Annotated in this window: 14 protein-coding genes; 7 read left to right on the plus strand and 7 right to left on the minus strand. The window is 65.7% G+C overall.

Annotated elements, in window-relative coordinates; translation table 11 throughout:
• Positions 1-25 precede the first annotated feature (25 nt).
• Both ACP7DW_RS20495 and ACP7DW_RS20500 read right to left on the minus strand, forming a co-directional pair.
• Positions 26-1,210 carry an isovaleryl-CoA dehydrogenase gene (locus ACP7DW_RS20495; RefSeq protein ID WP_298414128.1) on the minus strand — a complete coding sequence of 395 codons (1,185 nt, stop codon included), beginning with the start codon at positions 1,208-1,210 and terminating at the stop codon, positions 26-28.
• A gap of 122 nt (positions 1,211-1,332) precedes the next feature.
• On the minus strand, positions 1,333-1,737 hold the full coding sequence (locus ACP7DW_RS20500) for a MerR family transcriptional regulator (protein WP_071074963.1): 405 nt from the start codon (positions 1,735-1,737) through the stop codon (positions 1,333-1,335).
• A 701-nt stretch (positions 1,738-2,438) separates the two neighbouring features.
• Between ACP7DW_RS20500 and ACP7DW_RS20505 the strand changes: the two genes are divergently transcribed.
• Positions 2,439-2,846 (plus strand): hypothetical protein, encoded by a 408-nt coding sequence (locus ACP7DW_RS20505; RefSeq protein ID WP_034753756.1) that lies wholly within the window; start codon positions 2,439-2,441, stop codon positions 2,844-2,846.
• A gap of 71 nt (positions 2,847-2,917) precedes the next feature.
• Here ACP7DW_RS20505 and ACP7DW_RS20510 read toward each other — a convergent pair whose 3' ends face one another.
• The 5 genes from ACP7DW_RS20510 to ACP7DW_RS20530 all read right to left on the minus strand — a co-directional run bounded on the left by ACP7DW_RS20510 (position 2,918) and on the right by ACP7DW_RS20530 (position 7,202).
• On the minus strand, positions 2,918-3,310 hold the full coding sequence (locus tag ACP7DW_RS20510; RefSeq protein WP_426056524.1) for a hypothetical protein: 393 nt from the start codon (positions 3,308-3,310) through the stop codon (positions 2,918-2,920).
• A 46-nt stretch (positions 3,311-3,356) separates the two neighbouring features.
• Complete coding sequence (locus ACP7DW_RS20515) at positions 3,357-3,971, minus strand: UbiX family flavin prenyltransferase (RefSeq protein ID WP_426056511.1); 615 nt, start codon at positions 3,969-3,971, stop codon at positions 3,357-3,359.
• Positions 3,964-4,275: a Grx4 family monothiol glutaredoxin gene (gene grxD, locus ACP7DW_RS20520; protein ID WP_116742780.1), complete on the minus strand. Its 312-nt coding sequence runs from the start codon at positions 4,273-4,275 to the stop codon at positions 3,964-3,966. The genes ACP7DW_RS20515 and grxD overlap by 8 nt, the downstream gene beginning before the upstream one ends.
• 118 nt (positions 4,276-4,393) lie before the next feature.
• The gene (locus tag ACP7DW_RS20525) at positions 4,394-6,742 is read right to left on the minus strand and encodes a Tex family protein (protein WP_426056510.1); all 2,349 of its coding nucleotides are present in this window, start codon (positions 6,740-6,742) and stop codon (positions 4,394-4,396) included.
• A 94-nt stretch (positions 6,743-6,836) separates the two neighbouring features.
• The gene (locus ACP7DW_RS20530) at positions 6,837-7,202 is read right to left on the minus strand and encodes a hypothetical protein (protein WP_426056509.1); all 366 of its coding nucleotides are present in this window, start codon (positions 7,200-7,202) and stop codon (positions 6,837-6,839) included.
• Between the two features lie 192 nt (positions 7,203-7,394).
• Here ACP7DW_RS20530 and ACP7DW_RS20535 point away from each other — a divergent pair, with 192 nt between their 5' ends.
• The 6 genes from ACP7DW_RS20535 to ACP7DW_RS20560 all read left to right on the plus strand — a co-directional run bounded on the left by ACP7DW_RS20535 (position 7,395) and on the right by ACP7DW_RS20560 (position 25,228).
• A complete protein-coding gene (locus tag ACP7DW_RS20535; RefSeq protein ID WP_426056508.1) occupies positions 7,395-8,123 on the plus strand; it encodes a secretin and TonB N-terminal domain-containing protein in 729 nt (242 codons plus the stop codon).
• 2 nt (positions 8,124-8,125) lie between these two features.
• On the plus strand, positions 8,126-8,683 hold the full coding sequence (locus ACP7DW_RS20540; RefSeq protein WP_426056507.1) for an RNA polymerase sigma factor: 558 nt from the start codon (positions 8,126-8,128) through the stop codon (positions 8,681-8,683).
• On the plus strand, positions 8,676-9,623 hold the full coding sequence (locus ACP7DW_RS20545; RefSeq protein ID WP_426085228.1) for a FecR family protein: 948 nt from the start codon (positions 8,676-8,678) through the stop codon (positions 9,621-9,623). The genes ACP7DW_RS20540 and ACP7DW_RS20545 overlap by 8 nt, the downstream gene beginning before the upstream one ends.
• Before the next feature lie 180 nt (positions 9,624-9,803).
• Positions 9,804-23,450 carry a filamentous haemagglutinin family protein gene (locus ACP7DW_RS20550; protein ID WP_426056505.1) on the plus strand — a complete coding sequence of 4,549 codons (13,647 nt, stop codon included), beginning with the start codon at positions 9,804-9,806 and terminating at the stop codon, positions 23,448-23,450.
• 155 nt (positions 23,451-23,605) lie between these two features.
• The gene (locus ACP7DW_RS20555) at positions 23,606-23,890 is read left to right on the plus strand and encodes a hypothetical protein (protein WP_426056504.1); all 285 of its coding nucleotides are present in this window, start codon (positions 23,606-23,608) and stop codon (positions 23,888-23,890) included.
• 30 nt (positions 23,891-23,920) lie between these two features.
• Positions 23,921-25,228, plus strand: coding sequence for a ShlB/FhaC/HecB family hemolysin secretion/activation protein (locus ACP7DW_RS20560; protein ID WP_426056503.1), 1,308 nt, complete (start codon positions 23,921-23,923; stop codon positions 25,226-25,228).
• Positions 25,229-25,275 lie beyond the last annotated feature (47 nt).

Here is a 25,275-nt window from a genome sequence, read left to right on the forward strand (position 1 = left end):
CCAGTCGATAACCGCGCGCCCGTGCTTACTTGGTTTCCGCAAACAATTCGCGGCCGATCAGCATGCGGCGGATTTCGCTGGTCCCGGCGCCGATTTCGTACAGCTTGGCATCGCGCCACAGGCGGCCGGCCGGATACTCGTTGATGTAGCCGTTGCCGCCCAGGGCCTGGATCGCTTCGCCCGCCATCCAGGTCGCCTTCTCCGCACTATACAGAATGGCGCCGGCCGCATCCTTGCGCAACTGGCGCACGGCTTCCGGCGTGGTGGCGCGGTCGCAAGCCTGGCCCACGGCATACACATAGGCCTTGCACGCCATCATGGTTGAATACATATCGGCCAGTTTGCCTTGCATCAATTGGAATTCGCCGATGGCCTGGCCGAATTGCTTGCGGTCATGCACGTAAGGCACGACCAGGTCCATGCAGGCCTGCATGATGCCCAGCGGTCCGCCGGACAGCACGGTGCGCTCGAAATCGAGGCCCGACATCAGCACATTGACGCCCTTGCCCAGGCCGCCCAGCACGTTTTCGGCCGGCACTTCGCAATCCTGGAATACCAGTTCGCCCGTGTGCGAGCCGCGCATGCCCAGCTTGTCGAGCTTTTGCGCGATGGAAAAGCCTTTGAAATTCTTTTCGATCAGGAACGCCGTCATGCCGCGCGCGCCCGCTTCCAGGTCGTTTTTCGCGTACACCACCAGCACGTCGGCGTCGGGGCCGTTGGTGATCCACATCTTGGTGCCGTTCAAGACCCAGCGGTCGCCCTTGAAGTCGGCGCGCAGCTTCATGCTGACGACGTCCGAGCCCGCATTCGGCTCGGACATGGCCAGGGCGCCGATATGCTCGCCCGTGATCAGTTTTGGCAGGTATTTCGCTTTTTGCTCGGCCGTGCCGTTGCGCTTGATCTGATTCACGCACAGGTTCGAGTGGGCACCGTAGGACAGGCCGACGGAGGCCGAGGCACGCGAGATCTCTTCCATGGCGATGATGTGCGCCAGATAGCCCATGCCGGCGCCGCCGTATTCTTCGCTGACGGTGATGCCGAGCAAGCCCATGTCGCCCATCTTGCGCCACAGGTCCATGGGGAACTGGTCGGTGCGGTCGATGTCGGCCGCGCGCGGCGCGATTTCGGCGGCGGCAAATTGTTGGATCGCTTCGCGCAGCGAGGCGATGTCGTCGCCGTGGTCAAAGGTCAAGCCTGGGAGATGGAGCATGTCGTCCTCGTCGTTATAAGTGTGGCGGTCATGGGTGCCGGGTCAGTGAAGCTATGATACTCAGTTGTGACGTTTACGTAAACGTCAAGTGATGCGCGCGGCAAGCGCCGCCGTATCGATGCCTAGTTGGTTTGCGCCTGATCAAGGTTCAAGTCCGCCAGCATGCGCGCGCAAGCGTCTTCATGCGCACTGATTTCCGCCAGCGCCATTTCGATATCGATGCGCTGCTGTTCCAGGGTCTGCCGGTGCTGCGCCAGCACGCCCAGGAAGCGGTCCATCTGCGCGCGCGTGTCCTTCGGCGACTCGTACATGTCGACCAGGCTCTTGATTTCCGACAGGGCCAGGCCCAGGCGCTTGCCGCGCAGGGTCAGCTTCAAGCGGGTGCGGTCGCGCGGCGTGTAGACGCGGCTGCGTCCGCCTGCGCCTTCGCGCTTCGGGCTGAGCAGGCCCTGGTCTTCATAGAAACGGATGGCGCGTGCCGTGATGTCGAATTCCCGCGCCAGTTCGGTAATGGTATAGGTCGTCATTGCTGCGGGCGGTGTCGGTTGCATGGGTGATCGGTCGATAGATGGGGTGCTGCGGGGCAGATGGTGGCAAAGTGCCGTTTACGTCAACGTCAATACTATTGTAGCGTGCCTTACCCGTGCTGCAACAAAGAAAAAAAACGCCTGTGGACAGCGAGTTTGGCGAATAAGACAACAGTTACTGAAAATAAATTGATTCTTCTTGCGCAAACACGCTTAAGATCGAGAGTTGGTGGCCAAGATGACACCAAAAAGAGCTTTCCTGGCATAACGGCGACATTCTTTTCGCTGCGATGGCAGTAAAATTTTTGAGGCAGCAGGAACGATCAAAAAACAACGTTTCACTATGAGCACGTTGTGCTGACTGTTTCCATATTGAAAACAAAATGGCCCTTCTGAAAACTTTGTCTACAAGAAATTGTATGACATGGGCATTGCATGTATCGGTAGAGGAAGGCATTATCCGATACCGTACGTTGTAATGCCAAACCGAGGCTTTGAATCGTGCTGCAGTGCGAAAATCAAGGCCAGCCGCCAATTGGAACCGAAGCCACACAGAATCACAAGAGAAAATTTGGGCTACTTTTGCACCTGAAAAGCCTGGCCGGAGTGTTAATTGTTAATTTATACTCTTTTCAAATGTAACAATCTGTATGGTCATTCAAGAAACTGACTTTCATGTTACAACATGAAATAGTACACCTATGAATTCTTCTAACGAACGCGAAAGCTTCAGCCAACGACTTCAGTTGGCTCTCAAAAACGCCCATTACTCTCCAGACAGCCCGACCAGACTGGCCCGGGAATTCAACATCCGTTTCGACGGACGGCCGATTACCGTGCATGCAGCTAGGAAATGGTTAGTAGGTGAAGCAATTCCCACGCAAGAGAAATTGCGCATGATTGCCCAATGGTTGGGCGTTCCGGCGGAATGGTTGCGGTTTGGCGGCCCGGAAAGCGCCACGCCGAATGGCGAAGCGGGCAGCGCTTTATCGCGTTTTGAGTCCGCCGATGTGAAATTAATTGCCGATTTGCAAAGATTAGATGAACATCATCGTCAAATCGCGCGTGAATTTATTCGCATGCTGGTCAGAGTCAACTACCAAAAGTAAGCATTCAGGCCCTCCCCGGCCGGCGCCGTCCGCTTTTCGCAGGCGGTGCTTTCCCTGTCCTTTTATTTGCGCTAGGTCATACTGGAGACATGATTTTGCCGCACAATAAGACCTCGCATGTTGCGCTGCAGCGGAATTATTTGACAATAATCCCGTACGCAGCGGCGCGGCGGCCAATACCAGCGCATAATCACTGCAGAAGCAGCCAGTTCATCCACTACGGAGCCGAGCATTTGAGCCGTCTTATGAAAAGTAACTACAGCAATACCGCGCAGCTGAAGGACTTGATGACCGTGCCTCCCATGACTGCCGCGCAACATGCGGAAGTGATGCGCAAACGGATCGCCCACCGCAGGATGGTTGAAGAAGCCAGGGATTTGAAGCAGGCCAGTGCTGTTCAGTTTGAGAAGCGTTGAGTGGTGGATGCCTGAGCAAAGCTGCTGCGCGTTGCGCTTCTCAGCCACCTCTTCCTTCCGCTCGCTACGCTTTTGTCAGGCATCGTGACGCCAACTAGACGATAGGGGTGTCGCTTGCGGACTTGAGACCATTCCACCGTGGTGCCAGGCTGTGCTCGATGCCGAGCAGGTCGATGACGCGCGCCACCGTATGGTCGACCATTTCCGCAATGCCGTGCGGGTGGTGATAAAAACTCGGTAAGGGCGGGAAGATGATGCCGCCCATTTCGGTCACGGCCGTCATATTGCGCAGGTGCGCCAGGTTGAATGGCGTTTCGCGCACCATCAGGATCAGGCGCCGACGCTCCTTGAGCACCACATCGGCGGCCCGCGTAATCAAGTTATCCGACAAGCCATGCGCCACGGCCGCCAGCGTCTTCATCGAGCACGGCGCGACAACCATGCCATCCGATTGAAACGAACCGCTGGCGATCGACGCGCCGATATCGCGCAGCTTGTGCACCACGTGCGCCTGCGCTTCGATGTCCTTGCGCCCCACGCCCGTTTCCTGGTGCAAGGTCAGTACGGCCGCATCCGACAAGACCAGATGCGTCTCGACGCCGGGGATGGCGCCGAGTAATTGCAGCAGCCGCAAGCCATACACGGCGCCCGTGGCGCCCGTGATGGCCACGACGATACGGCGCGGCCGCGCAAGCTGGCTATCAGGCATCGATCAGGGATTTCAATTCGCCCGATTCAAACATTTCATTCATGATATCGGAACCACCGATGAACTCGCCTTTCACATACAACTGCGGAATGGTCGGCCAGTTCGAGTAATCCTTGATGCCCTGGCGCACTTCCGGGTCATCCAGCACGTTGACGGTGGCGATGTTTTCCACGCCGCAGGCCTTCAGGATCTGGATGGCGCGGCCGGAAAAGCCGCACTGTGGAAATTGGGCGGTGCCTTTCATGAACAGCACGACCGGCGTGCTCGTCACGGTTTCTTTGATCCAGGTTTGTACGTCGCTCATAGCTGCCTCTGATGGGGAAATAAATAGATGCCGTCATTTTATAAGAAAACGACGGCACGGGTATGCGCTCAAGTCATAAATCGGGCAAGTCAGCCACGCCGGCAAGCCGGCATGGCGCTTAACCGCGCAGCTTGGCGAACGCGGCGGCCATGCTGCCGGCCGGCTCGGGCGCGTTGCGCGACTGCGACTGGTGCTGCGCCAGGCCGCGACGGTCGTTGCGGTCGCCCTTTTGCTCTGGCTTGCTGCCCGCCTGCGGCGCGCTGTCCGTCAGGCGCATGGTCAGCGCGATGCGCTTGCGCTTTTCATCGACTTCCAGCACTTTTACGCGCACGACTTGTCCCGCTTTCACCACCGTGTGCGGATCTTTCACAAACGTGTTCGACAGGGCCGAGATGTGCACCAGGCCATCCTGGTGCACGCCGATGTCGACGAAGGCGCCAAAGGCGGCCACGTTGGTGACCACGCCTTCTAAAATCATGTCGGGACGCAAGTCGCGGATTTCTTCCACGCCTTCCTTGAAGGTGGCCGTCGTGAATTCCGGACGCGGGTCGCGGCCCGGCTTCTCCAGTTCCTTCAAAATATCGGTAATGGTCGGCACGCCAAACGTTTCATCGGCGTATTTTGCCGGGCTGAGGGTTTTCAGCAAGGCGGTCTCGCCGATGACGGCCTGGATATCCTTCTTGATGTCGGCCAGGATCTTTTCCACCAGCGGGTACGATTCCGGGTGGACGGCCGAAGCGTCCAGCGGATTGTCGCCGCCCATCACGCGCAAGAAGCCGGCTGCCTGTTCGAACGTTTTATCGCCCAGGCGCGGCACGGCTTTCAAGGCCGCGCGCGAGGTGAACGCGCCCTTCATGTCGCGGTAGCTGACGATGCTTTGCGCTACGCTGGCCGACAGGCCGGAGACGCGTGCCAGCAGGGGAGCGGACGCGGTATTGACGTCCACGCCGACGGCATTCACGCAATCTTCCACCACGGCGTCGAGCGAGCGGGCCAGCTGGCTTTGGCTCACGTCGTGCTGGTACTGGCCCACGCCGATCGATTTCGGGTCAATCTTGACCAGTTCGGCCAGCGGATCTTGCAGGCGGCGCGCGATCGAGACGGCGCCGCGCAAGGACACATCCATGTCCGGCAATTCCTTGGAGGCAAATTCGGACGCCGAATACACCGACGCGCCCGCTTCCGAGACGACGATCTTCGTCATCTTCGCTTCCGGGTGCTGCTTGATCAGGTCTTGCGCCAACTTGTCCGTCTCGCGCGAGGCGGTGCCGTTGCCAATCGAGATCAGCGACACATTGTGCTTGGCGGCCAGGCGGCCCAAGGTGTGCAAGGAACCATCCCAGTCGTTCTTCGGCTGGTGCGGGTAGATCACGGCCGTGTCGACCACTTTACCGGTGGCGTCGACCACGGCGACCTTGACGCCCGTGCGCAGGCCAGGATCGAGGCCCATGGTGGCGCGCTGGCCAGCCGGCGCGGCCAGCAGCAGCGCTTTCAGATTGGTGGCGAAGACATTGATGGCGTCCAGTTCCGAGCGTTCACGCAGCGCGCCCATCAGTTCTGTTTCCAGGTGCATGAAGCTTTTCACGCGCCAGGTCCAGCGCGCCGTGTCCGCCAGCCATTTGTCGGCCGGACGGCCCAGGCTCTTGATGCCGAAGCGGACGGCGATGCGGCCTTCGCACGGATTGTGCGGCGCATCCCATTTCGGTTTTTCCGCTTCCGTGTCCAGGCGCAGGGTGACGTCGAGAATACCTTCGCGGCGGCCGCGCAGCAGCGCCAGCGCGCGGTGCGAGGGGACGGTGGAAATGGTTTCCGAGTAGTCGAAATAATCGGCGAATTTTTCGCCTTCGTCCTGCTTGCCTTCCACCACTTTCGATTCGACGATGCCGTGTTCCTGCACGTATTCGCGCAAGGTTTGCAGCAAGGTTGCGTCTTCGGCGAAGCGTTCCATCAGAATCTGGCGCGCGCCGTCGAGGGCTGCCTTGGTGTCGGCCACGCCAGGATTATTGCCGTCGGCACTGGTAAACGCGTCGCGCAGGAACTTGCCCGCTTCCATTTCCGGCGTCAGTTCGGGATTGTCCAGCAAACAGTCGGCCAGCGGCATCAAGCCCGCTTCGATGGCGATCTGCGCCTTCGTGCGGCGCTTCTGCTTGTAGGGCAGGTACAAATCTTCCAGGCGCGTCTTGTCTTCCGCGTGCATGACGGCGTCGAGCAGCTCGGGCGTCATCTTGTTCTGTTCCGTGATCGAGGCCACGATGGCGGCGCGCCGCTCTTCCAGCTCGCGCAGGTAGCGCAGGCGCTCTTCGAGCAGGCGCAGCTGGATATCGTCGAGGCCGCCGGTCGCTTCTTTGCGGTAACGGGCGATGAAGGGCACGGTGGCGCCTTCGTCGAGCAGTTCGATGGCGGCGGCAACCTGCACCGGTTTGGCGGCAAGTTCAAGGGCAAGGCGTTGTTCGATAGTGGGCAGCATGGTTGTTTCCAGAGCGATCAAGCCTGGAATGATACGCAATCGGCGCGATTGCGCAATCTTGACAGCGCAAATGGACTGTGCGTTGACAACAGCGTCAACGGGGCGGCAGCAGCGGGCTGGCGGGCGGCGGCGGCGCCGGTCTCTGCGGCGTGACGGATTTGCCAAAGGCATTGCCCATGCGGTGTTCGAGGGCGGCGCGGTTGTACAGGCCCAGCTGGTTCGACGGGCGCTGCACGGTCGCTTCCGCGCCGGACAGGGCAGGCGGCGGCCGGTTCACGGTGTTGCTGTTGGGTAATAATTTTTCACTCAAGCAAGACATCGATGGCGCGCGCTGGCCGTTCAGTTCCACCTCCACGCAGCCCTTCTGCGGCGCGGCGGCTTTCACGACGACGGTGTGCTCGTCCGCCTGCGCGGCCAGGGTGGCGCAGGTCAACAGCAATAGCAAGAACAGGCGTGCCATGGCGGCTCCCGGAGCGGTGAACAGGCTGCCAGCATAGCAAGGTCATATGTCGCAGCGATGACACGCCAGCCCGGTCGCTTTGTGACCAGTGTCATGCAGTTGTCATTTTATGACGCTACCATCCTGCCATTCTGCAGACAACATTGCAGTCAAGACACTTCATGAGCAGGCTCTCGTTGATTTCCCTGGACAATGACACGCATCCACCGCCGCACCGCAACAGGCAACGCCCTGGCCCTGTCCGCCTGCTTGTTGATGACATTGATGACATTCGTGCCACCGGCTGCCAGTGCGGACGGCAATGACGCCGGCAGGCAGGCCATCGTGCGCTTCGACTTGCCCGCCCAGCCGCTCGATGCGGCGCTGGTGGCGTTTGGCGAAATGACCGGGTATTCCGTGCTCGTCAGCAGCCAGCTGGCGGCGGGCAGAGTGGCCGCGCCCGTGCGCGGCGACTACACGCCGGCCGAGGCGCTGCGGCGCTTGCTGGCAGGTACGCAGCTGGGCGCGCGCTTCAGCGGCAGCAATGCCTTCACCTTGCTGGCGCTGGCCGACGCTCCCGTGGCACCGGCACCCGCGCCGGCCGAAGCGGCCCCCGCCACGCCACCGTTGCAGGGCTATGCGGCCATCGTGCAGCGCTCGCTCACGCGCGCCCTGTGCCGCTTGCATCCGGACGCCTTCGGCCGCTATCGCCTGGCCTTCCAGCTGTGGCTCGACGAGCGGGGCAGGGTGCGCGCCGTGCATGTGCTGGAACCGAGTGGTGTGGAACAGCGCGACCGCGCCGTGCTGCAGCGCCTGCGCAGTCTGCTGATGGATGGCGCCCCGCCAGCGGGATTGCCGCAGCCGCTGACGATCCTGTTGACGCCGCGGCCCGATCCGGACGCCGATTGCGCGCCGTATCTGCACCTGGCCGGGGTGCCCTGAGCATGTCGGAATTACTCAAAACCACCTTGCGCAAGCTGTTCCTGGAACGCTACGGACAGTTTCGCCGCCACCTGCAGCGCCGCCTGGGCTCGGAAGACCTGGCCAATGACGCGCTGCATGAAACGTATCTGCGGGTGGAACGGATGAATGCGCCCGAGGCGATCAGCTACCCGTCCGCGTATCTGATGCGCATCGCCATCAACATTGCGGAAGATCAACGCCGCGACAATGCGCGCCTGCTCAGCCTGCCAGATATCGACGACTTGTACGAGATGGCCGATGAACTGGCCGACCCGGCCCGCACTTACAGCGCGCGCGCCGAACTGGAAGAACTGGAACGGGCCTTGCAGGCGTTGCCGAAACGCCGGCGCGCCATCGTCATCGCCGCCCGCGTCGACCAGTTGCCGCACCGCGATATCGCCGAGCGCTTCGGCATTTCCGCCCGCACGGTAGAGAAAGAATTGCGCGCCGGCCTGGAACATTGTTGTGAGCGCATGGGACGCGATTTCATTCAGCGCTTCGGTCCCGGCGCGGGAAAAACGTCTAAACATCATGATTGAACAAGCGGAAGACGACATGAGTGTCATCCAGAAGGAAGCGCAGGCGTGGGTCGTGCGCCTGGCCTCGGGCCAGGTCAGCGAGCGCGACGCGCAAGTGTTTCGCCACTGGTGCGCGCGCAGCCGCAAGCATGCCAATGCGTTTGCCGAGGCGCGCGCCGTGTGGGGCGCGATGGCGCCGGCCGCGCGCGCCGTCAAGCGGGCGCAGCGGCCCGTGAACACGGCGCGGCGCGCCTGGATCGGTGGCGCCGTGGCGGCCTCGCTGGGTTTGCTGGTGCTGCGCCCGCCCACGGACCTGTGGCCGGCCGTGGCGGGCCTGGGCGCCGATTACGCCACGGGCACGGGCGAGCAGCGCGAAGTGGCGCTCGACGGCGGCGTGCTGGTGCAGATGAATACGCAGACGCGCCTCGACGCGGCGCCCGTGCAAGACGGCGCCGCGGCGCTGGTGCTGCTGGCGGGCGAGGCGGAATTCCAGGCCGGCCTGCGCGGCGCGGCGCGCGTACGCGTGCAGGCCGGCGACGGCACGGTGTCGGCCGGCAGCGCGCGCTTCAATATCCGCCTGTTCGGCCAGGAAGTGTGCGTGACGTGTCTGGCGGGCCGCCTGCGCGTGGCGCAGGCCGGCAACGATGCGGAACTGGCGGCCGGCCAGCAGCTGCGCTACCGGCCCGAGCATTTCGGCATCGCGCGCGCGGTGGCAAAAAGCGACGTCAGCGCGTGGCGCCAGCGCTTGCTGGTGTTCAAGCAAAGCACCCTGGCCGAGGTGGTGGACGAAGTGAACCGCTACCGTCCCGGCAAGCTGATCCTCAATGGCGACGCCTTGAAACACACGCGCGTACAGGCGAGCTTTTCGCTCGACCGCCTCGACGACGTGATCGCCTTGATCCAGGATGCGTATGGCGCGCGCGTGACGCGGCTGCCGGGCGGCATCGTGCTGTTTGGCTAGCGATGCACGCCGATGGCATCTCGCCAATTATGACATTTTCATGACCTTTTGCAGTCCCGGACCTTGTTCCCTGTCAATGCTGCTGGAAGCCGCGAATCAGTGCCTGCCGCCCGCCCCGTGCGTGCCGCGCGCCGCCTCGCGATATCGGTCAGCAACGGAACATGAAAAGGGAATGTCGCCATGCAGCGAAGCAAGTCGGTCACGAAACACGCATCCTCCTCCGCCATGGCGGGCAACCGGACCGGTCACCCGGTGCGCCTGAAACCGCTGGCGCTGGCCATCGCCCTGCTGCTGCAGGCCGGTGGCGCACAGGCGCAGCAGCCGTTCAGCGGCGCCTGGTTCGCCGGCAAGGGTGCGCAGCAGGGCACGGCCGCGGCCACGGGACGCTTGCCGAATGGCCAGCCGGCCACATCGCTGAACAATCCTTTGCTGCAGCAGCAGAAGGCGGAAGGCAAGCTGCAGCAATCGCTGAATAACCTGTTGCTGGCCGCGCGCGGCATCGCCGCCGAGCAGGCGGTGCAGGCGGCCGCGCGCCAGGCCGCGCTGGCGGCGGGCGGCGCCCCCGATGGCCTGGCCAAGGGTGGCTTGCAGGTCGACACTAACAGCCTGACGGCCGGCTGGCTCAATGCCCAGGGACCGGTGCAGACCCAGGCCGACGGCAAGACCATCGTGAAGGTCGTGCAGACGGACGACAAGGCGATACTGAACTGGGAAAGTTTTAACGTCGGCAAGAACACCACCCTGCAGTTCGACCAGAAATCGAACTGGTCCGTGTTGAACCGCGTCAATGATCCGCTGGCGCGCCCCAGCCAGATCCAGGGCCAGATCAAGGCCGACGGCACGGTGATGATCGTCAACCGCAACGGCATCGTGTTTACGGGCAGCAGCCAGGTCGATACGCGCAATCTGGCGGCCGCCGCCATGGGCATGAGCGACAGCCAGTTCAAGAGCGGCCTGTACGGCAAGGCGCAGGGCACGGGCGCCGTGCCGACCTTTGCGAATGACTTGTTGCTGGACCAGAATACCTTCAAACATGGCAAGGCCGAGGCCGATGTCGTCGTCGCCGCCGGCGCGCGCATCGACACGCGCAAGCCGCAGACGGTGACGGAAGGCGGCGGCTATGTGCTGCTGGCCGGCCGCGGCGTCGACAATGCGGGCGCCATCACCACGCCGAATGGCCAGACGACCCTGGCCGCCGGCGACGCCATCGTCGTGCGTCCGGGCCAGGGCACGGACAAGAACCAGTATGCGAGCACGCGCGGCAATGAAGTCGGGATGCTGCGCACGGCCGGCAGCGGCGCCGGTGCCGTCATCAACCGCGGCGTGATCCAGTCGACCGGCGGCGACATCACGCTGAGCGGCAATAGCGTGCGCCAGGATGGCATGCTGTTGTCGAGCACGACCGTCAATGGCCGCGGCAGCATCCACCTGGCGGCGGCAGGTGCGGACGCGAATGTCACACTGGCGCGCGGCAGCGTCAGCGCCATTTTGATCGACGATAACGGCGCCACGGCGCTTGACGTGCAGCGCGATACCTTGCTGAAAGACACGGGCAAGGGAACGGACACGCCGCTGGACCGGCGCGACCAGTCGCTGGTGCGCATCGTTTCGGCCGGCAACGTGGAGTTCGAAGGCGATTCGCTGACCCTGGCCACGGGCGGCCAGGTGCTGGTCGACGCGGCCCGCCGCAGCCACGTGGCGCGCGATGCCGCCATCGACGTTTCCGGCGCCGTCGGCGTGAAGGTCGACATGAGCAGCAACAATGTGCTGATCAACGTGCAGGGCAACGAGCAGCGCGACGCGCCCGGCAGCCGCGACGCCAAATACCTGAACAACAGCGACGTGTGGGTCGACCGCCGCGACCTGGTGCTGGTGCCGGCCGGCACGAATGGCTACGCCACGGACCGCTGGTACACGGCAGGCGGCTTGCTGGAAGTGAGCGGCTACCTCAACACCAGCGGCCATGGCATCGGTGAATGGGCGGCCCAGGGCGGCACCGTCGGCTTTGGCGGCGGCGAAGTGGTGACGCAGGCCGGTTCGCGCATCAATATCGCCGGCGGCTCGCTCGACGTGCAGACGGGCATGGTCAAGCAGACGTGGCTGAAGGGTGCCGATGGCGCGATGTATAAACTGAGCACGGCGCCCGGCGACAACCTGTACACGGGCTTGTATCGCGGCTATGAAAGCACGCATGCGCGCTGGGGCGCGAACACGACGGAAACCCATGCTAATGCCTTGATCGGTCCGCGCGAACGCCTGGAAAATGGCTATACGGTGGGTCGCGATGCGGGCCGCCTGATCGTTTCCACGGGCGCGGCCGTGCTGGAAGGCGATATCGACACGTCCGTGTTCCAGGGCGAGCGCCAGCAGCGCAAGCGCGATGAAGGCATCGATAGCTACAAGCAGGGGCAGACGTCGGCGGCGCGCGCCGGTCAATTGATCGTCGGCAAAATGACGCCCGTCTTCGATACGAAGGCGGGCCAGTTGCGCGACAGCCCGCAAGCCGTGCTGGAGAACGTGCAAATCGGCAAGGTGGCCGGCATCGCCGATGGCCAGCTGCTGGGCGACGCTTTGCCGGCCGCGCGCAGCCAGACCCTGCAGCTCGACGCCGACTGGCTCAACGGACTGGAGCTGGGCGCGCTGAATATCTACGCTTATGACAAGCTCGACGTCAATGCGGATGTGCGCGTGGCCGATGGCGGCGACATCGCCCTGCACGCCACCGACGTGGCGCTGAAAGCGAACGTGAGCGCGCGCGGCGGCAGCATCGCCGCCGGCGACATCGTCTCGCGCTACCTGGCGAATGCGGGCGCGATATGGGCTGATGGCAAGCTGGTGCCGGACATCCGTCCCACGGGAACGGCCGGCGTGCGCGTGGCGCCTGGCGTTCGCCTCGACGCGCGCGGCCTGTGGAGCAACCTGGAACTCGATCCGGGCGCCGTCGCCGGCTTGCCGTATGTGAATGGCGGCAAGGTCACCTTGAAGAGCTCGGGTGGCATCGACGTGACGCGCGGCAGCGTCATCGACGTCTCGTCCGGCGCGGCTCTGATGGGCAATGGCAGCCTGCAGGGCGGGCGCGGCGGCGACATCACCCTGGCGGTCGATCTGCCGACGGAGAAGGCGCCGACGGGCGCCATGCTCAAGCTCGACGGCGAGTTGCGCGGCCATGGCGTGAAAGGCGGCGGACGCCTGGTGGTCGACAGCGGCGCGGCCGTCAGCATCGGCGGCACGCTGCAGGGTGGCGACGTGCTGCCAGGGGGAAGCAGCGCCCCCGTGAGCCTGCGCCTGGCCGATGAATTGCTGATCGCCAAGGGCGAGACGATCCCCCTGGCTTTCACCTTGACCACCAGCGTGATCAAGCCGGGCCAGGCCTTGAGCAAACCCGTGGTGGTGGATGTGTCGGTGCAAAAACCGCTGGTGCTGGGAGCCGACCTGCTGTTGCCGCCTGGCGCGCACGTCGTCATCAACAACGCGACGTATGTCAGGGAGGGTTCCATCGTGCCAGCTGGCAGCGTGCTGACGGTCATCAATGGCCTGAATGCCGGCTTCGTGGTGTCGGCGGCGGCCTTTCCGCAGGGCTTGCCTATCGTACCGGTGACGACGCAGTACGCGGCGGGCAGCATCGCCACCGAAGAATTGCGCGCGCCGCCTGGTCTGGTGCTGCCGGCCGGCATCGTGCTGGGGCGCGACGCGGCCGTCAAGCCGCTGCTGGCGCTGGACGCCAGCCTGTTCCAGAGCGGCTTTGCCGATTACGCCATCACGGGCCGCGACGGCGTCGTGGTGGTCAAGGATGCGCAGATCGATGTCACCATGCCCGTGCTGCGCTTCAATCCCGCCATGGGCCACACGGTAGCGGGCGGCACCGATCCGGGCGCCGCGCTGGAACCGTGGACGCCGCCGCTGTATCAGGAAGATGCGCGCAAGGCCCGCCTGACGCAGCGCGCCGGCGCCAACCTGTCGCTGACGGCCGGCAGCCCGCACGTGAAGGGCGCCCTGGCGGTGGCCCAGGGCGCCGTCATCCAGGTCGACCCGGGCCGCCAGATCAGCCTGACGGGCAATGACCAGATCACCGTCGATGGCCGGCTCGACGCCTGGGGCGGCAAGATCGCCATCCTGCCGGGCACGTTTGGCACGGGCAGCGATGCCGATGTGCCGAACGGCAAGGGACAAGCGACGTCGATCTGGATCGGCGACAAGGCCGTGCTGGACGTGGCGGGGCGCGCCACGGTGGCCACCGACATGCGGGGCGGGCGCTATGGCCGTGCCGACCAGGGCGGCAGCATCGAAATCGGTGCCCGCTACAAGGCTGACGCCGCCAGCGTCGATGCGGCCGATGCCTTTGTCGTGGTGCGCCCGGGCGCACTGCTCGACGCCAGCGGCGCGCAAGCCACGCTGGACTTGCCGAATCAGGGCGCCGTCAACGTGGCGGGCAACGGCGGTTTGATTTCGCTCAGTTCGTACAACGGCATCTTTGCCGACGGCACCCTGCGCGCGGCGGCCGGTGGCGCCGGCGCGGCGGGCGGCACCCTGGCGCTGGCGCTGGACACGCCCAATTATGGCAAGGTCGACCGCCACAACTTGCAAGGCGGCAACGTGGACAACGCGGTGCGCGTGCCGCGCGAAATGCAGCTGGCGCAGGTGCAGGGCGAGAGCGCCTTGCCCGACGACTTGCGCGCCGGCCAGCAGGATGCGGCGCTGCGCTACGGCAGCGCGCGCCTGGGCGCCGACCGCGTGCAGGCGGGCGGCTTCGACAACCTGGCCCTGCATGTGAACGGCATGCTCGGTTTTGACGGCGACGTCAAGCTGTCGCTGGGCCAGAGCCTGCGCCTGAGCGCCACCTCGCTGGGGCTGGCGCAGCAGCCTTTGCTCGATGGCCAGGACAAGGCGAGCAGCCTTGCCAACCAGGTGCATCTGGCGGCGCCTTACGTGCGCCTGGGCACGGCCGTGCGTGCGCAGAAGGACGATTACATCGTGCCCAATGCCGTGAAAGGCTCGAAGAATCTGGGCAAGGGACGCGGCATGCTGGGCGTGCCGCTGGTGGCCGACGGTTCGCTGCTGCAGATCGATGCGGGCATGCTCGATATCGCGGGCGAGGTCAACATGGGTACGCGCGGCACTATTGCGCAGAGCAGCGGCGCCGACCTGGTGGTCGAGCGCGATGCCTTCGAGCAGCTGACCCTCAACAGCCGCGGCGACATGCGCCTGTCGAACAGCGCCGCCCTGTATCAGCCCGGCAATGCCAGCCTGGCCGCCGCGCAGATTTATCCTGCCACGGGCGACAGCGGCATGGTCACGGTGGGCCAGAGAAGCGCCATCGACGAATACGGCAATATCCGCGTCACGCTCGATCCGCTGCGCACCCTGAATATCGAGCGCAGCGCCGGCAGCGCCACGCCGAACCAGCCGTTTTCCGTGTTCGGCACCCTGAGCCTGGTCGCGCCCACCATCAAGCAGCACGGCGTGCTGCGCGCGCCGCTGGGCCAGATCAATCTGGGCGCCGAAGGCTATGAAGCCAATACGGGCCATGTCAATCTGTTGCCAGGCAGCCTGACGTCCGTCAGCGCGAAAGGCTTGACGATGCCGTACGGCGGCACGCTCGATGGCCTCAGCTACCTGTATGACGGCAACGATGTCGTCTTCAAGGGCGTGGGCAACGGACCCGAGATCGCCTTGACGGGCGCCGCCGTCGACGTGCAGGCCGGCGCCGTGCTCGACCTGTCGGGCGGCGGCACCTTGACGGGCGCGGCCTTCCTTGCCGGACGCGGCGGCTCCACCGACGCGCGCCTCAATCCGCTGGTGCAGATGAAGCCGAACGGCGGTTTTACCTTGCCCGGCTTGAACACCAATCCCGTGTACGCCATCATTCCCGGCGTGCAGCCGGACGTGGCGCCTTTGACGGCCGAGCAGGGCGCGGGCAAGCCCGCCGTGGGACGCCAGATCACCATCGGCGCGGGCGTGCCCGGCCTGGCGGCCGGCACCTACACCCTGCTGCCATCGACTTTCGCCCTGCTGCCCGGTGCATTCCGCGTGGAATTGAATGGCCTGGCCGGCGCCGTCGAGGCGGGCGGCACGGTGGCCATGCGCAATGGCTCGTTTGCCACGGCGGCGCAGACGGGCGTGGCGGGCACGGCGTTCCGCGACGTGGTGGCGCAACAAGCCATCCTGACGCCGGCCGACGTGCTGCGCAGCTATTCGCAATACAATGAAACGGGCTATGCCGCCTTCGCCGTGGCGCAAGCCACGCGCGACGGCGTGCCGCGCGCCATGCTGGAACGCGACGCCAAGGGCGTGCGGCTGCAACTGATCGCTCCATCCCTGCACAGCGTCGAGAACAACCATACGCCATTGATGATGGATGGCAGCGCCCTGTACACGCCGGCCGAGGGCGGCTTCGGCGGCTCCCTGCTGCTGGGCACGGGAACCCATGCATCGACGCGCTACGAAGTGCTGGCCGACGGCACGGCGCCGCTGGCGGACTTCGATGGCGTGTCCGTGCATGCGTCGCAGATCAATGCCTTCGGCGCCCAGCGCGTGGGCATCGGCGGCTTGCCGCGCGTGACCTACAGCGATTTCGCCACGGGCAGCAACCAGCGCGCCAATATCGCCGCCATCAACGAATCGGCGGGCGGCATCGTGCTGCGCGACGGCGCCGTGCTGAAGGCGGCCGAAGTGTTCCTGGTGACGGCGAGAAAAGACGACGGCATCATCCTCGAGCAGGGTTCCGGCATCAATACGCTGGGCCGTGGCAAGGCGGCCTGGGACTCGCGCGACGGCTATGTGTACCTGCCCATGGGCAGCGTGCTGGCCGTCTCGAACGGCTGGCTGGACATGCTGCCGGCCGCGGCGCCATCGTCCGAATCGTATGGCCCCGGCATCATCGATATCGGCGCCTGCGCGAAGGTGGGCGGCGCCTGCGGCGGCAGCACCTCGCTGTATTCCGAGGGTACCATCGCCGCCGTGACGGAGCGCGCATTCACCCTGCGCGACAACGTGCGCTACGGCACGCGCAACCTGGTGCTGGCGATGGGGGCGATCAATGTCGGCAGCGAGGCGTCGCTGGCGGATGCCAGTGCCCGCGGCGCCCTGCCGGACGGCCTGGCGCTGAACCAGGGCGTGCTCGACCGCCTGCTGCGCGGCGACACCGGCACGGGCGCACCGGCGCTGGAAAGCCTGGGCTTGACGGCGCGCAACTCCTTCAACTTCTATGATTCGTCGCAGCTGTCGACCATCGATGCGGCCACGGGCAAGTCGTCGCTGTCGCGCCTGGTGCTCAATACACCGGCCATCTACGGCTATGGCGGCGTGGACGCGCTGGCGCGCATCCACACGGACACCCTCGTGTGGCAGGGCGCGACGAACGCGCCCGGCGCCGTGGTTGCCCATGGCCCCGGCACGGGCAGCGGCCGCCTGCAGGTCGATGCCAGGCGCATCGAGTTCGGCTTCACGCCGGACAGCCGTCCCGACACCATCCACAAGCTGGATCGCCTGGTGCTGGGCTTTGGCCAGGTGGCGCTGAACGCCACTGAACAGCTGACGGCCAACAACAAGGGCAGCCTGTCCGTCTACCAGTCGCAAAGCGCGTGGGACACGGCCACCCATGGCTACCACTACAGCGGCGGCGATTTGCTGATCAATACGCCGCTGCTGACGGGCGCGGCCGGCTCCGTCAACCGCATCACGGCGGGCGGCGAGCTGAAGGTGAGCGCACCGGCAGGCGCGGCCGCCACCACGCCGACGAATGCGGCGCTGGCAGGCGCCTTGGGCGCCGAAGTGGCGCTGAGCGGCAACAGCGTCAGCGTGGATACGTCGGTGGTCTTGCCAAGCGGAAAATTGACCCTGTCGGCCGAGCGCGATGTCTTGCTGGGCGACAAGGCCAAGCTGGACCTGGCGGGGCGCAAGATCGATTTCTACGACACGAGCAAGTACAGCTGGGGCGGCGACGTGATCCTCGACAGCCGCGAAGGCGATGTGCGCCAGGCGGCCGCTTCCGTGATCGATGTGTCGGCCGTGAACAACCGCGCCGGCAAGCTGAGCGCGACAGCCACCGGTGACGCTGCCGGCAGCGTCGATTTGCGCGGCACCTTGCTGGGCGGCGCCAGCGGCAGCTATGACGCGGGCGGCACTCAGGTAGCCTACGCGGCCGGCGGCGTGGACATCCGCGCCCAGCATCTCGGCGACTTCGCCGGCCTGAACCAGCGCCTGAACACGGGCAAGGTGTACGGCAGCCGCAGCTTCCAGCTCAAGCAGGGCAATTTGACCATCGGCGACGAGCTCAAGGCGCGCGAAGTGAGCGTGTCCGTCGATGGCGGCGCGCTGACGGTGAACGGCCGCATCGATGCCAGCGGCGAACAGGTGGGCAGCATCCGCCTGGCCGGCCGCGACGGCGTCACCATCCGGTCCGGCGCCGTGCTCGATGCGCACGGCACGCTGCTGCGCACGGACAGCTATGGCCAGGTGATCGAGGCGCCGAACCGCGCCGTGATCGAACTGGCTGCGCCTGGCGGCCGCCTGACCCTGGAAAACGGCGCGCGCTTCGACCTGCGCAGCGGCGAGGCAGGCAAAGGCGGCGGCAACTACGGCAGCATCGACCTGAACGCACGCCGCCTGGGTGGCGCCACGGGCGACGACATCGACATCGACGCGGCCGGCGCGCTGAACATCGCCGGCGCGCGCACCGTCAACGTCAACGCCTTCTGGCAATACAAGGATGCCCCGGCTGGCACGGGCAAGGATGCGGATGGCCGCAGCTACCAGAGCATCAACCAGGCTTACCTGGACGAGAAGCACGGGGACAGCCAGGCCTTCATGGTCAATGCGCTGGCGAACGGCAACTTGATGGGCAACAAATTGCGCGGCTTGCGCGGCGATGCGAACGCCTTCCACCTGCGTCCCGGCGTCGAGATCGTCAGCGCCACGCCGGGCGGCGACCTGCATGTCGATGGCGACATCGACCTGTCCGGCCACCGCTACGACGGCGTCAATCCGCTGGCGCGCCTGAGCGGCGTGTACGGCTCGGGCGAGGCCGGTGCGCTGGTGCTGCGCGCCGGTGGCAAGCTCAGCGTCTTTGGCAGCATCACCGATGGTTTCGATACCCGCACCCTGCCGGTCACGTCGGATGACAAGGGCTGGCAGCTGGTGAAAGGCCGGCTGCCGTGGGGCGGCGAGGTCGTCGTGCCCGCCGCGAACCTGGTGACCCTGGCCGAGGACACGTATTTCAAATCGGGCACGAGCGTCAATTTCGCCGTGCCGATGAAAGCCATGGAGTTGCGCAACGGCACCTTGCTGGCGGCGCGCGCCACCTTGACGGACGAGTTGAACTTGCCTGCCGGCAGCGTGCTGGGCGGCGCCGTGCGCAATGCCGATGGCAGCGTGCTGTACGCGGCCGGCACCGTCTTGCCCAAGGCACTGACCTTGTCGAGCGGCATGCAGCTCGATGCCGGCCTGCGCCTGCCTGGCGCGGCCAAGGTGGCGGCCATGGTGTGGCCGGCGAATGTGGCCTTGCCTTTCCCGGAAGGCCAACCGCGCGACACGGGCGATAGCGTCAATTCCATCAATGGCGTGGTGCTGGCCTCCGCGCTGGCGCTGGACAAGGGCAGCGTGCTGCCAGCCGGCACGCTGGTCAAGCTGCCTGGCGACGCGACCATGGTGGCGCTGCGCAGCGAGGATGGCAGCGGCAGCCAGGGCCGCAACCTGGCGCTGGCGCCCATGCTGGCCCAGGGTTCGCAAGCGTGGTCGCTGCGCCTGGTGGGCGGCGCCGATACGGCGGCGGCCGACACGCGCGCCTTGCGGCCGCATGCGCAGGACGCGCATCTGATGCTGGCCGATACGCATTACGGCATGGGGGAAAAGACGTCGGTCAAGCCGGGGACGGGCTTGCCGGCCAAATATATCTACAGCGAAGCGGCCATCGCCGACGGCTACGGACCAGGCGATGTCAATGTCGATGACTGGGGCGGCGAGGAATTCATGCTGGAGTACTTTGCCCAGTATGTGATCAAGGTGGCGGACGGCACGCCACCCGAGATGGTGACCACGGTGGAGCCTGCGCGCCAGCCCCTGTTCAGCGTGCTGCGCACGGGCACGGGCGACCTCGACTTGCTGGCCGCGGGCGACTTCGACATGCGTTCGCTGTATGGCGTCTACACGGCGGGCACGCAATCGGCCTCGCCGCTGGTCGATGGCAAGGATCTGTTCAACTTGCCGCGCGGCCTGAACGCCAAGGGCCAGTTGCTCGGCGCGCTGGGCAAGGACTTGACGGCGTTTGTCGATGGCGGCAGTCAGAGCCTGTACCGCGCCTGGTATCCCGAGCACGGCGGCAATCTGCTGCTGCGCGCCCAGGGTGACGTCAAGGGCGATACCCTGGGTACCTCCACGCAACGCCGCGAGGATGCCATCGGCTTCCTCAACGCGCAGCAGGACACCAGCGATATCGGCAGCTGGCTGTGGCGCCAGGGCAGCGGCAGCACGGGCGCGGGCGTGCCGACGGCGTGGTGGATCAATTTCGGCACCTACGTCGCGCGCCCGGAAGGTCCCGACCTGTTTGCCGGTTTGCCGGTGCTGTCGGGCTTTACGGGCATCGGCACCCTGGGCGGCGGCAATCTGCTGCTGCAGGCGGGCGGCGACGCCGGCATGCTGACCTCGCGCGCCGATCCGGCCGGCGAATTCGCGCCGCGCAGCCAGGGCCTGAACGTGGCCGTGGGCAGCACGGGCAGGGTGACGCCGGACGGCAAGTTGCTGCTGACGGGCGGGGGCGACCTCGACATCCGCATCGGCGGCGGCCTCAATCCGGTCGCCGCGGTGCGCAGTTTCGACCGCAACGGCGACTTCGCGAATGTCGATACGCGCTTCGAGCGCCAGTACCCCACGCTCAACAGCACCTTCACCAACCTGCGTGGCGCGCTGCGCATGGAGGCGGGCGCCGTGGGCGGCGTCGAACTGCGTTTCGACCGCGCCGATCCGACGGAATCGCGGCCGTACGAAACCTACACGGCGGGCACGTCCATCGCCAGCGGCGGGCCTGTCCTGGTGCCGGGCGACAGCGGCGTGCGCATCGACGCGCGCGGCGACGTGGTGCTGGGCGGCGTGGCCGATGCGGGCCGCGTGAAGCAGCTGGGCAACGGTTCACCGTTCAACTACCAGGGCGTGGAGCGCACCGGCGAAGGCTGGAGCTGGTTCTCGCTGTGGACGCCGGCCACCGCCATCGACCTGTTCAGCGCGGGCGGCAACTTGACGCCCACCTCGTCCTGGATCAATTCGACGCTCGGCGACAACCACGCGCCGACGGATGCACGCTTCGTCATGCCGTCCGTGCTGCGCGCCGTGGCCGCCAGCGGCAGCTTGTACTACGGCAATGCCAGCCTGGGCCGGTTGGGCGAGGGCGGCAGGGTTGACATGCCGCAAAACGGCGTGATCCTGGCGCCGTCGCCGGTGGCGCCGCAATTTGTCAAGACGGGCACGGGCCAGCTGGAAATGCTGGCCGCCGATTCCATCCATGCGGCCGGCTATCCGATCACCCCATCGGGCGCCGACCCGCGCCTGCTGCCGAACCCGTTCAATCCCGGCTTCGTCGGCGCCCTGGATAAAGTCTGGTACGGCCTGCTGCCCTTGCATAACGTCAGCGCGAATGCGCTGGCGCCCGGTGCGCTGAAATGGTTCGGCTCGAACTCGAACGGTGCCAGCGATGCCGGGCAACAACTGTATCCGCTGTTCAGCATGACGCCGCCGACGGTGTCCGACTATGTGCCGGCAGGCCAGCTGCCCGCGCGTTTCTATGCCAACAGCGGTGACATCGTCGGTCTGCGCACGGGCGGTATCGTGTACCGGGGCAACCTGAAGGGCGTCAGCGGCGCCCTGGGCCTGTGGTACGAGGGCGGCGGCGCCGTGGCCGTGCGCGCCGGACGCGATATCGTCAACTCGGGTACGCCGCTCGGCAGCGTCGAGGGTGTGCCGGAAGGCGCGGCGGGATGGACCAGCCAGACCTTTGTCGGCCGGCCCGATTTTCCGGACAAGCCGGTCGTCTCGGGCGGCTCTTCCGCGCGCGGCAACCTGTTCGTGCACCGCCATGCCGATGACGTTTCCGTCGTCAGCGCCGGGCGCGATATCCGCTACAGCACCTTCTATGTGGCGGGGCCCGGCCAGCTCAATGTGAGCGCCGGACGCGACCTGTACATGGCCGACAAGGGCGAGCTGCGCAGCCTCGGTTCCATCGTGAATGTCGGCGCTGCCGAACGGGGCAATGGCGCCGGCATCGCCGTGGCCGCCGGCGTGGGGCGCAACGGTCCCGACTATGCGGCCTTCGCGGCGCGCTACCTGGACCCGGCCAAGCTGGCCGATCCGGGCCGGCCGCTGGCCAACCAGGCCGGCAGCGCCGTGTATGTCTACGGCGGCAAGCTGACCCTGGCCGACTGGCTGCGCGGCCAGTTCGGCTACAAAGGCGACGAGGCGGGCGCTGCCGCCTTCCTCGGCACGAAGCAGGCTGAACTGGAAAAGGCCGGCCAGCAGACGGGCGGCGTGCGGCGCGACCTGGCGCGCGACTACGCGCAGGTCAGCCAGTTGCACCTGGTGAACTGGCTGACGACGCGCTTTGGCGGCGACAGCGGCCTGGGCATCCGCTACGACCCGGCCACCGATGCGCGCAGCTTCTTTGCCGCCTTGCCGAAGGAACAGCAGCAGGTGTACCTGAGCAATATCTACTTTGCCGAGCTGAAGGCGGCCGGGCGCGAATACAACGATCCGGACGGCGTGCGCCGCGGCAGCTACCTGCGCGGCCGGGAAGCCATCGCCACCCTCTTCCCGGCGCAGGACAAGGCGGGCAAGAAGATCGCCTACCAGGGCGACCTGACGATGTTCAGCAGCGCGCTGTACACCGTCAACGACTACGACGGCATCTATACCAAGCGGCCGCTGGCGGGCGTGCGCTACCTGAGCCCGCAGGAGTGGTCCGAGGCGGGGCGTCCGACCGTCAACGTGCCGCACGTGATCGTCAACGATGCCGGCATCCACACGGATGTCGGCGGCGACATCGGCATCACGGTGCCGGGCGGGCGCGCGCTGATCGGCGTCGACGGCGGCTATGCGCCGGGCGAAGGTTCGGGCGTGCTGACGCAGGGCGCCGGTGAAATCCAGATCTACGCCCGGGACAGCATCCTGCTGGGCCAGAGCCGCATCTTCACCACCTTCGGCGGCAACATCCTGGCCTGGTCGGCCACCGGTGACATCAATGCGGGCCGCGGCACCAAGTCCACCGTCGTCTACACGCCGCAGCGCCGCACCTACGACAGCATCGGCCTGGTCAGCCTGTCGCCGAGCACGCCGACGACGGGCGCCGGCATCGCCACCCTGAACCCGATCCCGGAGGTGCCGCCTGGCGACATCGACCTGATCGCCCCGCTGGGCACCATCGACGCGGGCGAGGCTGGCATCCGCGTCTCGGGCAACGTCAACCTGGCGGCCTTGCAGGTGGTCAACGCGGAAAACATCCAGGTACAGGGTAAGTCGACGGGCATGCCGGTCATTGCCGCGGTGAACGTGGGTGCGCTCAGCAATGCCAGCGCGGCCGCCTCGCAAGCCGTGACGGCGGCGCAGGACGTGTTGCAGCGCGAACGGGCCGCCACGCGTCAGGCGCTGCCTTCGCTGTTCACCGTGAAGGTGCTGGGCTTTGGCAACGAGCAGGCGGACGAAGCCGGTGTTGGCAAGCACCAGGGCGGCGAACCGCAGGCGTCGAACTACCAGCCGGCCGGCGTGGTGCAGGTGCTGGGCGCGGGGCCGTTGACGGCGCCGCAGTTGCAGGCGCTCACGCCAAACGAGCGTCGCGGTTTACAGCCTTGAGCGGAGTTTTATGAACATTTGATGACATTCGGCAGTCGCCGCGCGCGGCGGCTGTCTAGGCATCAGTAGATCAGCATTAGCAACAAAAAAACGCCGGCCCAGCGCCGCAACACAGGGCAACCGTTTGATTTTAAGGTGAATGGAAGATGCGTGAGATGAAGAAACGAGGTAACGGCGCGCCGCAGGCGCCCGCGACCGCCTTGAGCCTGCTGTGCCTGGCCATGCTGGCGCTGCCCGGCATGGCGCGCGCCCAGGATGCCGCTTCGGCCGCCGCTGCCGCCGCGCCGGAACGGCAGGTGACGATCGAGGAATACCTGGTGCGCGGCAATACCGTGCTCGATGCGCGTGCCATCGAAGAGGCGGTCACGCCGTTCCTGGGGCCGGGCCGCACCCTGAAGGATGTGGAAGGGGCGCGCGACGCCTTGGTCGCCGCCTACTAGGCGCGCGGCTACCAGTCCGTCTACGTCGACTTGCCGGAACAGCAGGTGGAGCAGGGCGTGGTGGTGCTGCAGGTGAGCGAAACCAAGGTGGGCCGCTTGCGCGTCGTCGGTGCGCAGTACAACTCGCCGCTCGACGTGCGCCAGCAAGTGCCGGCGCTGACGGAGGGCAAGGTGCCTGACTTTACCCAGGCGCAAGTGGAACTGACGGCCCTGAACCGCAGCCCCAAGCGACAGGTGATGCCGCTGGTCAAGCAGGGCAGCCTGCCCGGCACCATGGACGTGGACTTGAAAGTGGATGACAGCAGCCCATGGCGCGCCAGCGTCGGCCTGAACAACGATTACAGCGCCGATACGAAGAAATTGCGTACCAGCATGTCGCTCGGTCACGACAACCTGTGGCAACTGGGGCATAGCGCCACCATCAGCTTTTTCGGCACGCCGGGCGACCTGAACCAGACCAAGGTGTGGTCCGCCTCGTACGTGGCGCCCATCGGCACGCAGGGCTGGAGCGTGGAAGCGACCGGCTACCAGTCGAACAGCAACGTCGCCAGCACGGGTGGCACCAGCGTGCTGGGCAAGGGCCACGCGCTGGGCATGAAAGTCAACTACACGGTGCCCAACAGCGGCATCTGGTGGCACAGCTTTAGCGGCGGCATCGATTTCAAGGATAACCAGGAAGCCTTGACGCTCAATGGCACCGGCTCGAGCATTCCATTGAAATACGTGCCCCTGAGCGTGTCGTATAACGGCTTTGCGCAGACGGAGGCGGCGACGTATGCCCTGGGCCTGTCGCTGGTGGCCGGCACGCGCGCCTCGTTCGGCTATGGCAGCGACAGCGCGGCCTATGACAACAAGCGCTACAAGGCCTCGCCCAGCTTCCTCGTGCTGAAGGGCGACGCCAACGCCACCTATACGCTGGGCAGCGGTGCGCAGCTGTACGGCAAGCTGGCGGGCCAGCTGGCCGACGCGGCGCTGGTGTCGGGCGAACAGATGGCCGCCGGCGGCGCCAATTCCGTGCGCGGCTATCTGTCGGCCGAGGCGACGGGCGACTACGGCGTGTCGGGCACGCTCGAATGGCGCACGCCGCAGCTGACGTATTTCAGCCGCCTGGAAAACTGGCGCCTGTTTGCCTTTGCCGATGGCGCGCGCCTGCGCCTGCGCGATCCGATGATCGAGCAGAAAGACCTGTTCGGCCTGGCGTCCGTGGGCCTGGGCAGCAGCTTCCAGTTCCTGCGCTACCTGAATGGCCGCATCGACTTTGCGTATCCGCTGCGCGATGGCCCGCGCACGCACAAACACGTGCGCCGCATCAATTTCAACCTGTCGGCCAGCTACTGACGGGCCAGCTCACCAGCACTGCACTTTTTTAGACTTTTCTTCGGAGA

The organism is Janthinobacterium sp. PSRC1-1 (genome assembly GCF_049897525.1).
Lineage (GTDB): Bacteria > Pseudomonadota > Gammaproteobacteria > Burkholderiales > Burkholderiaceae_D > Janthinobacterium > Janthinobacterium tructae.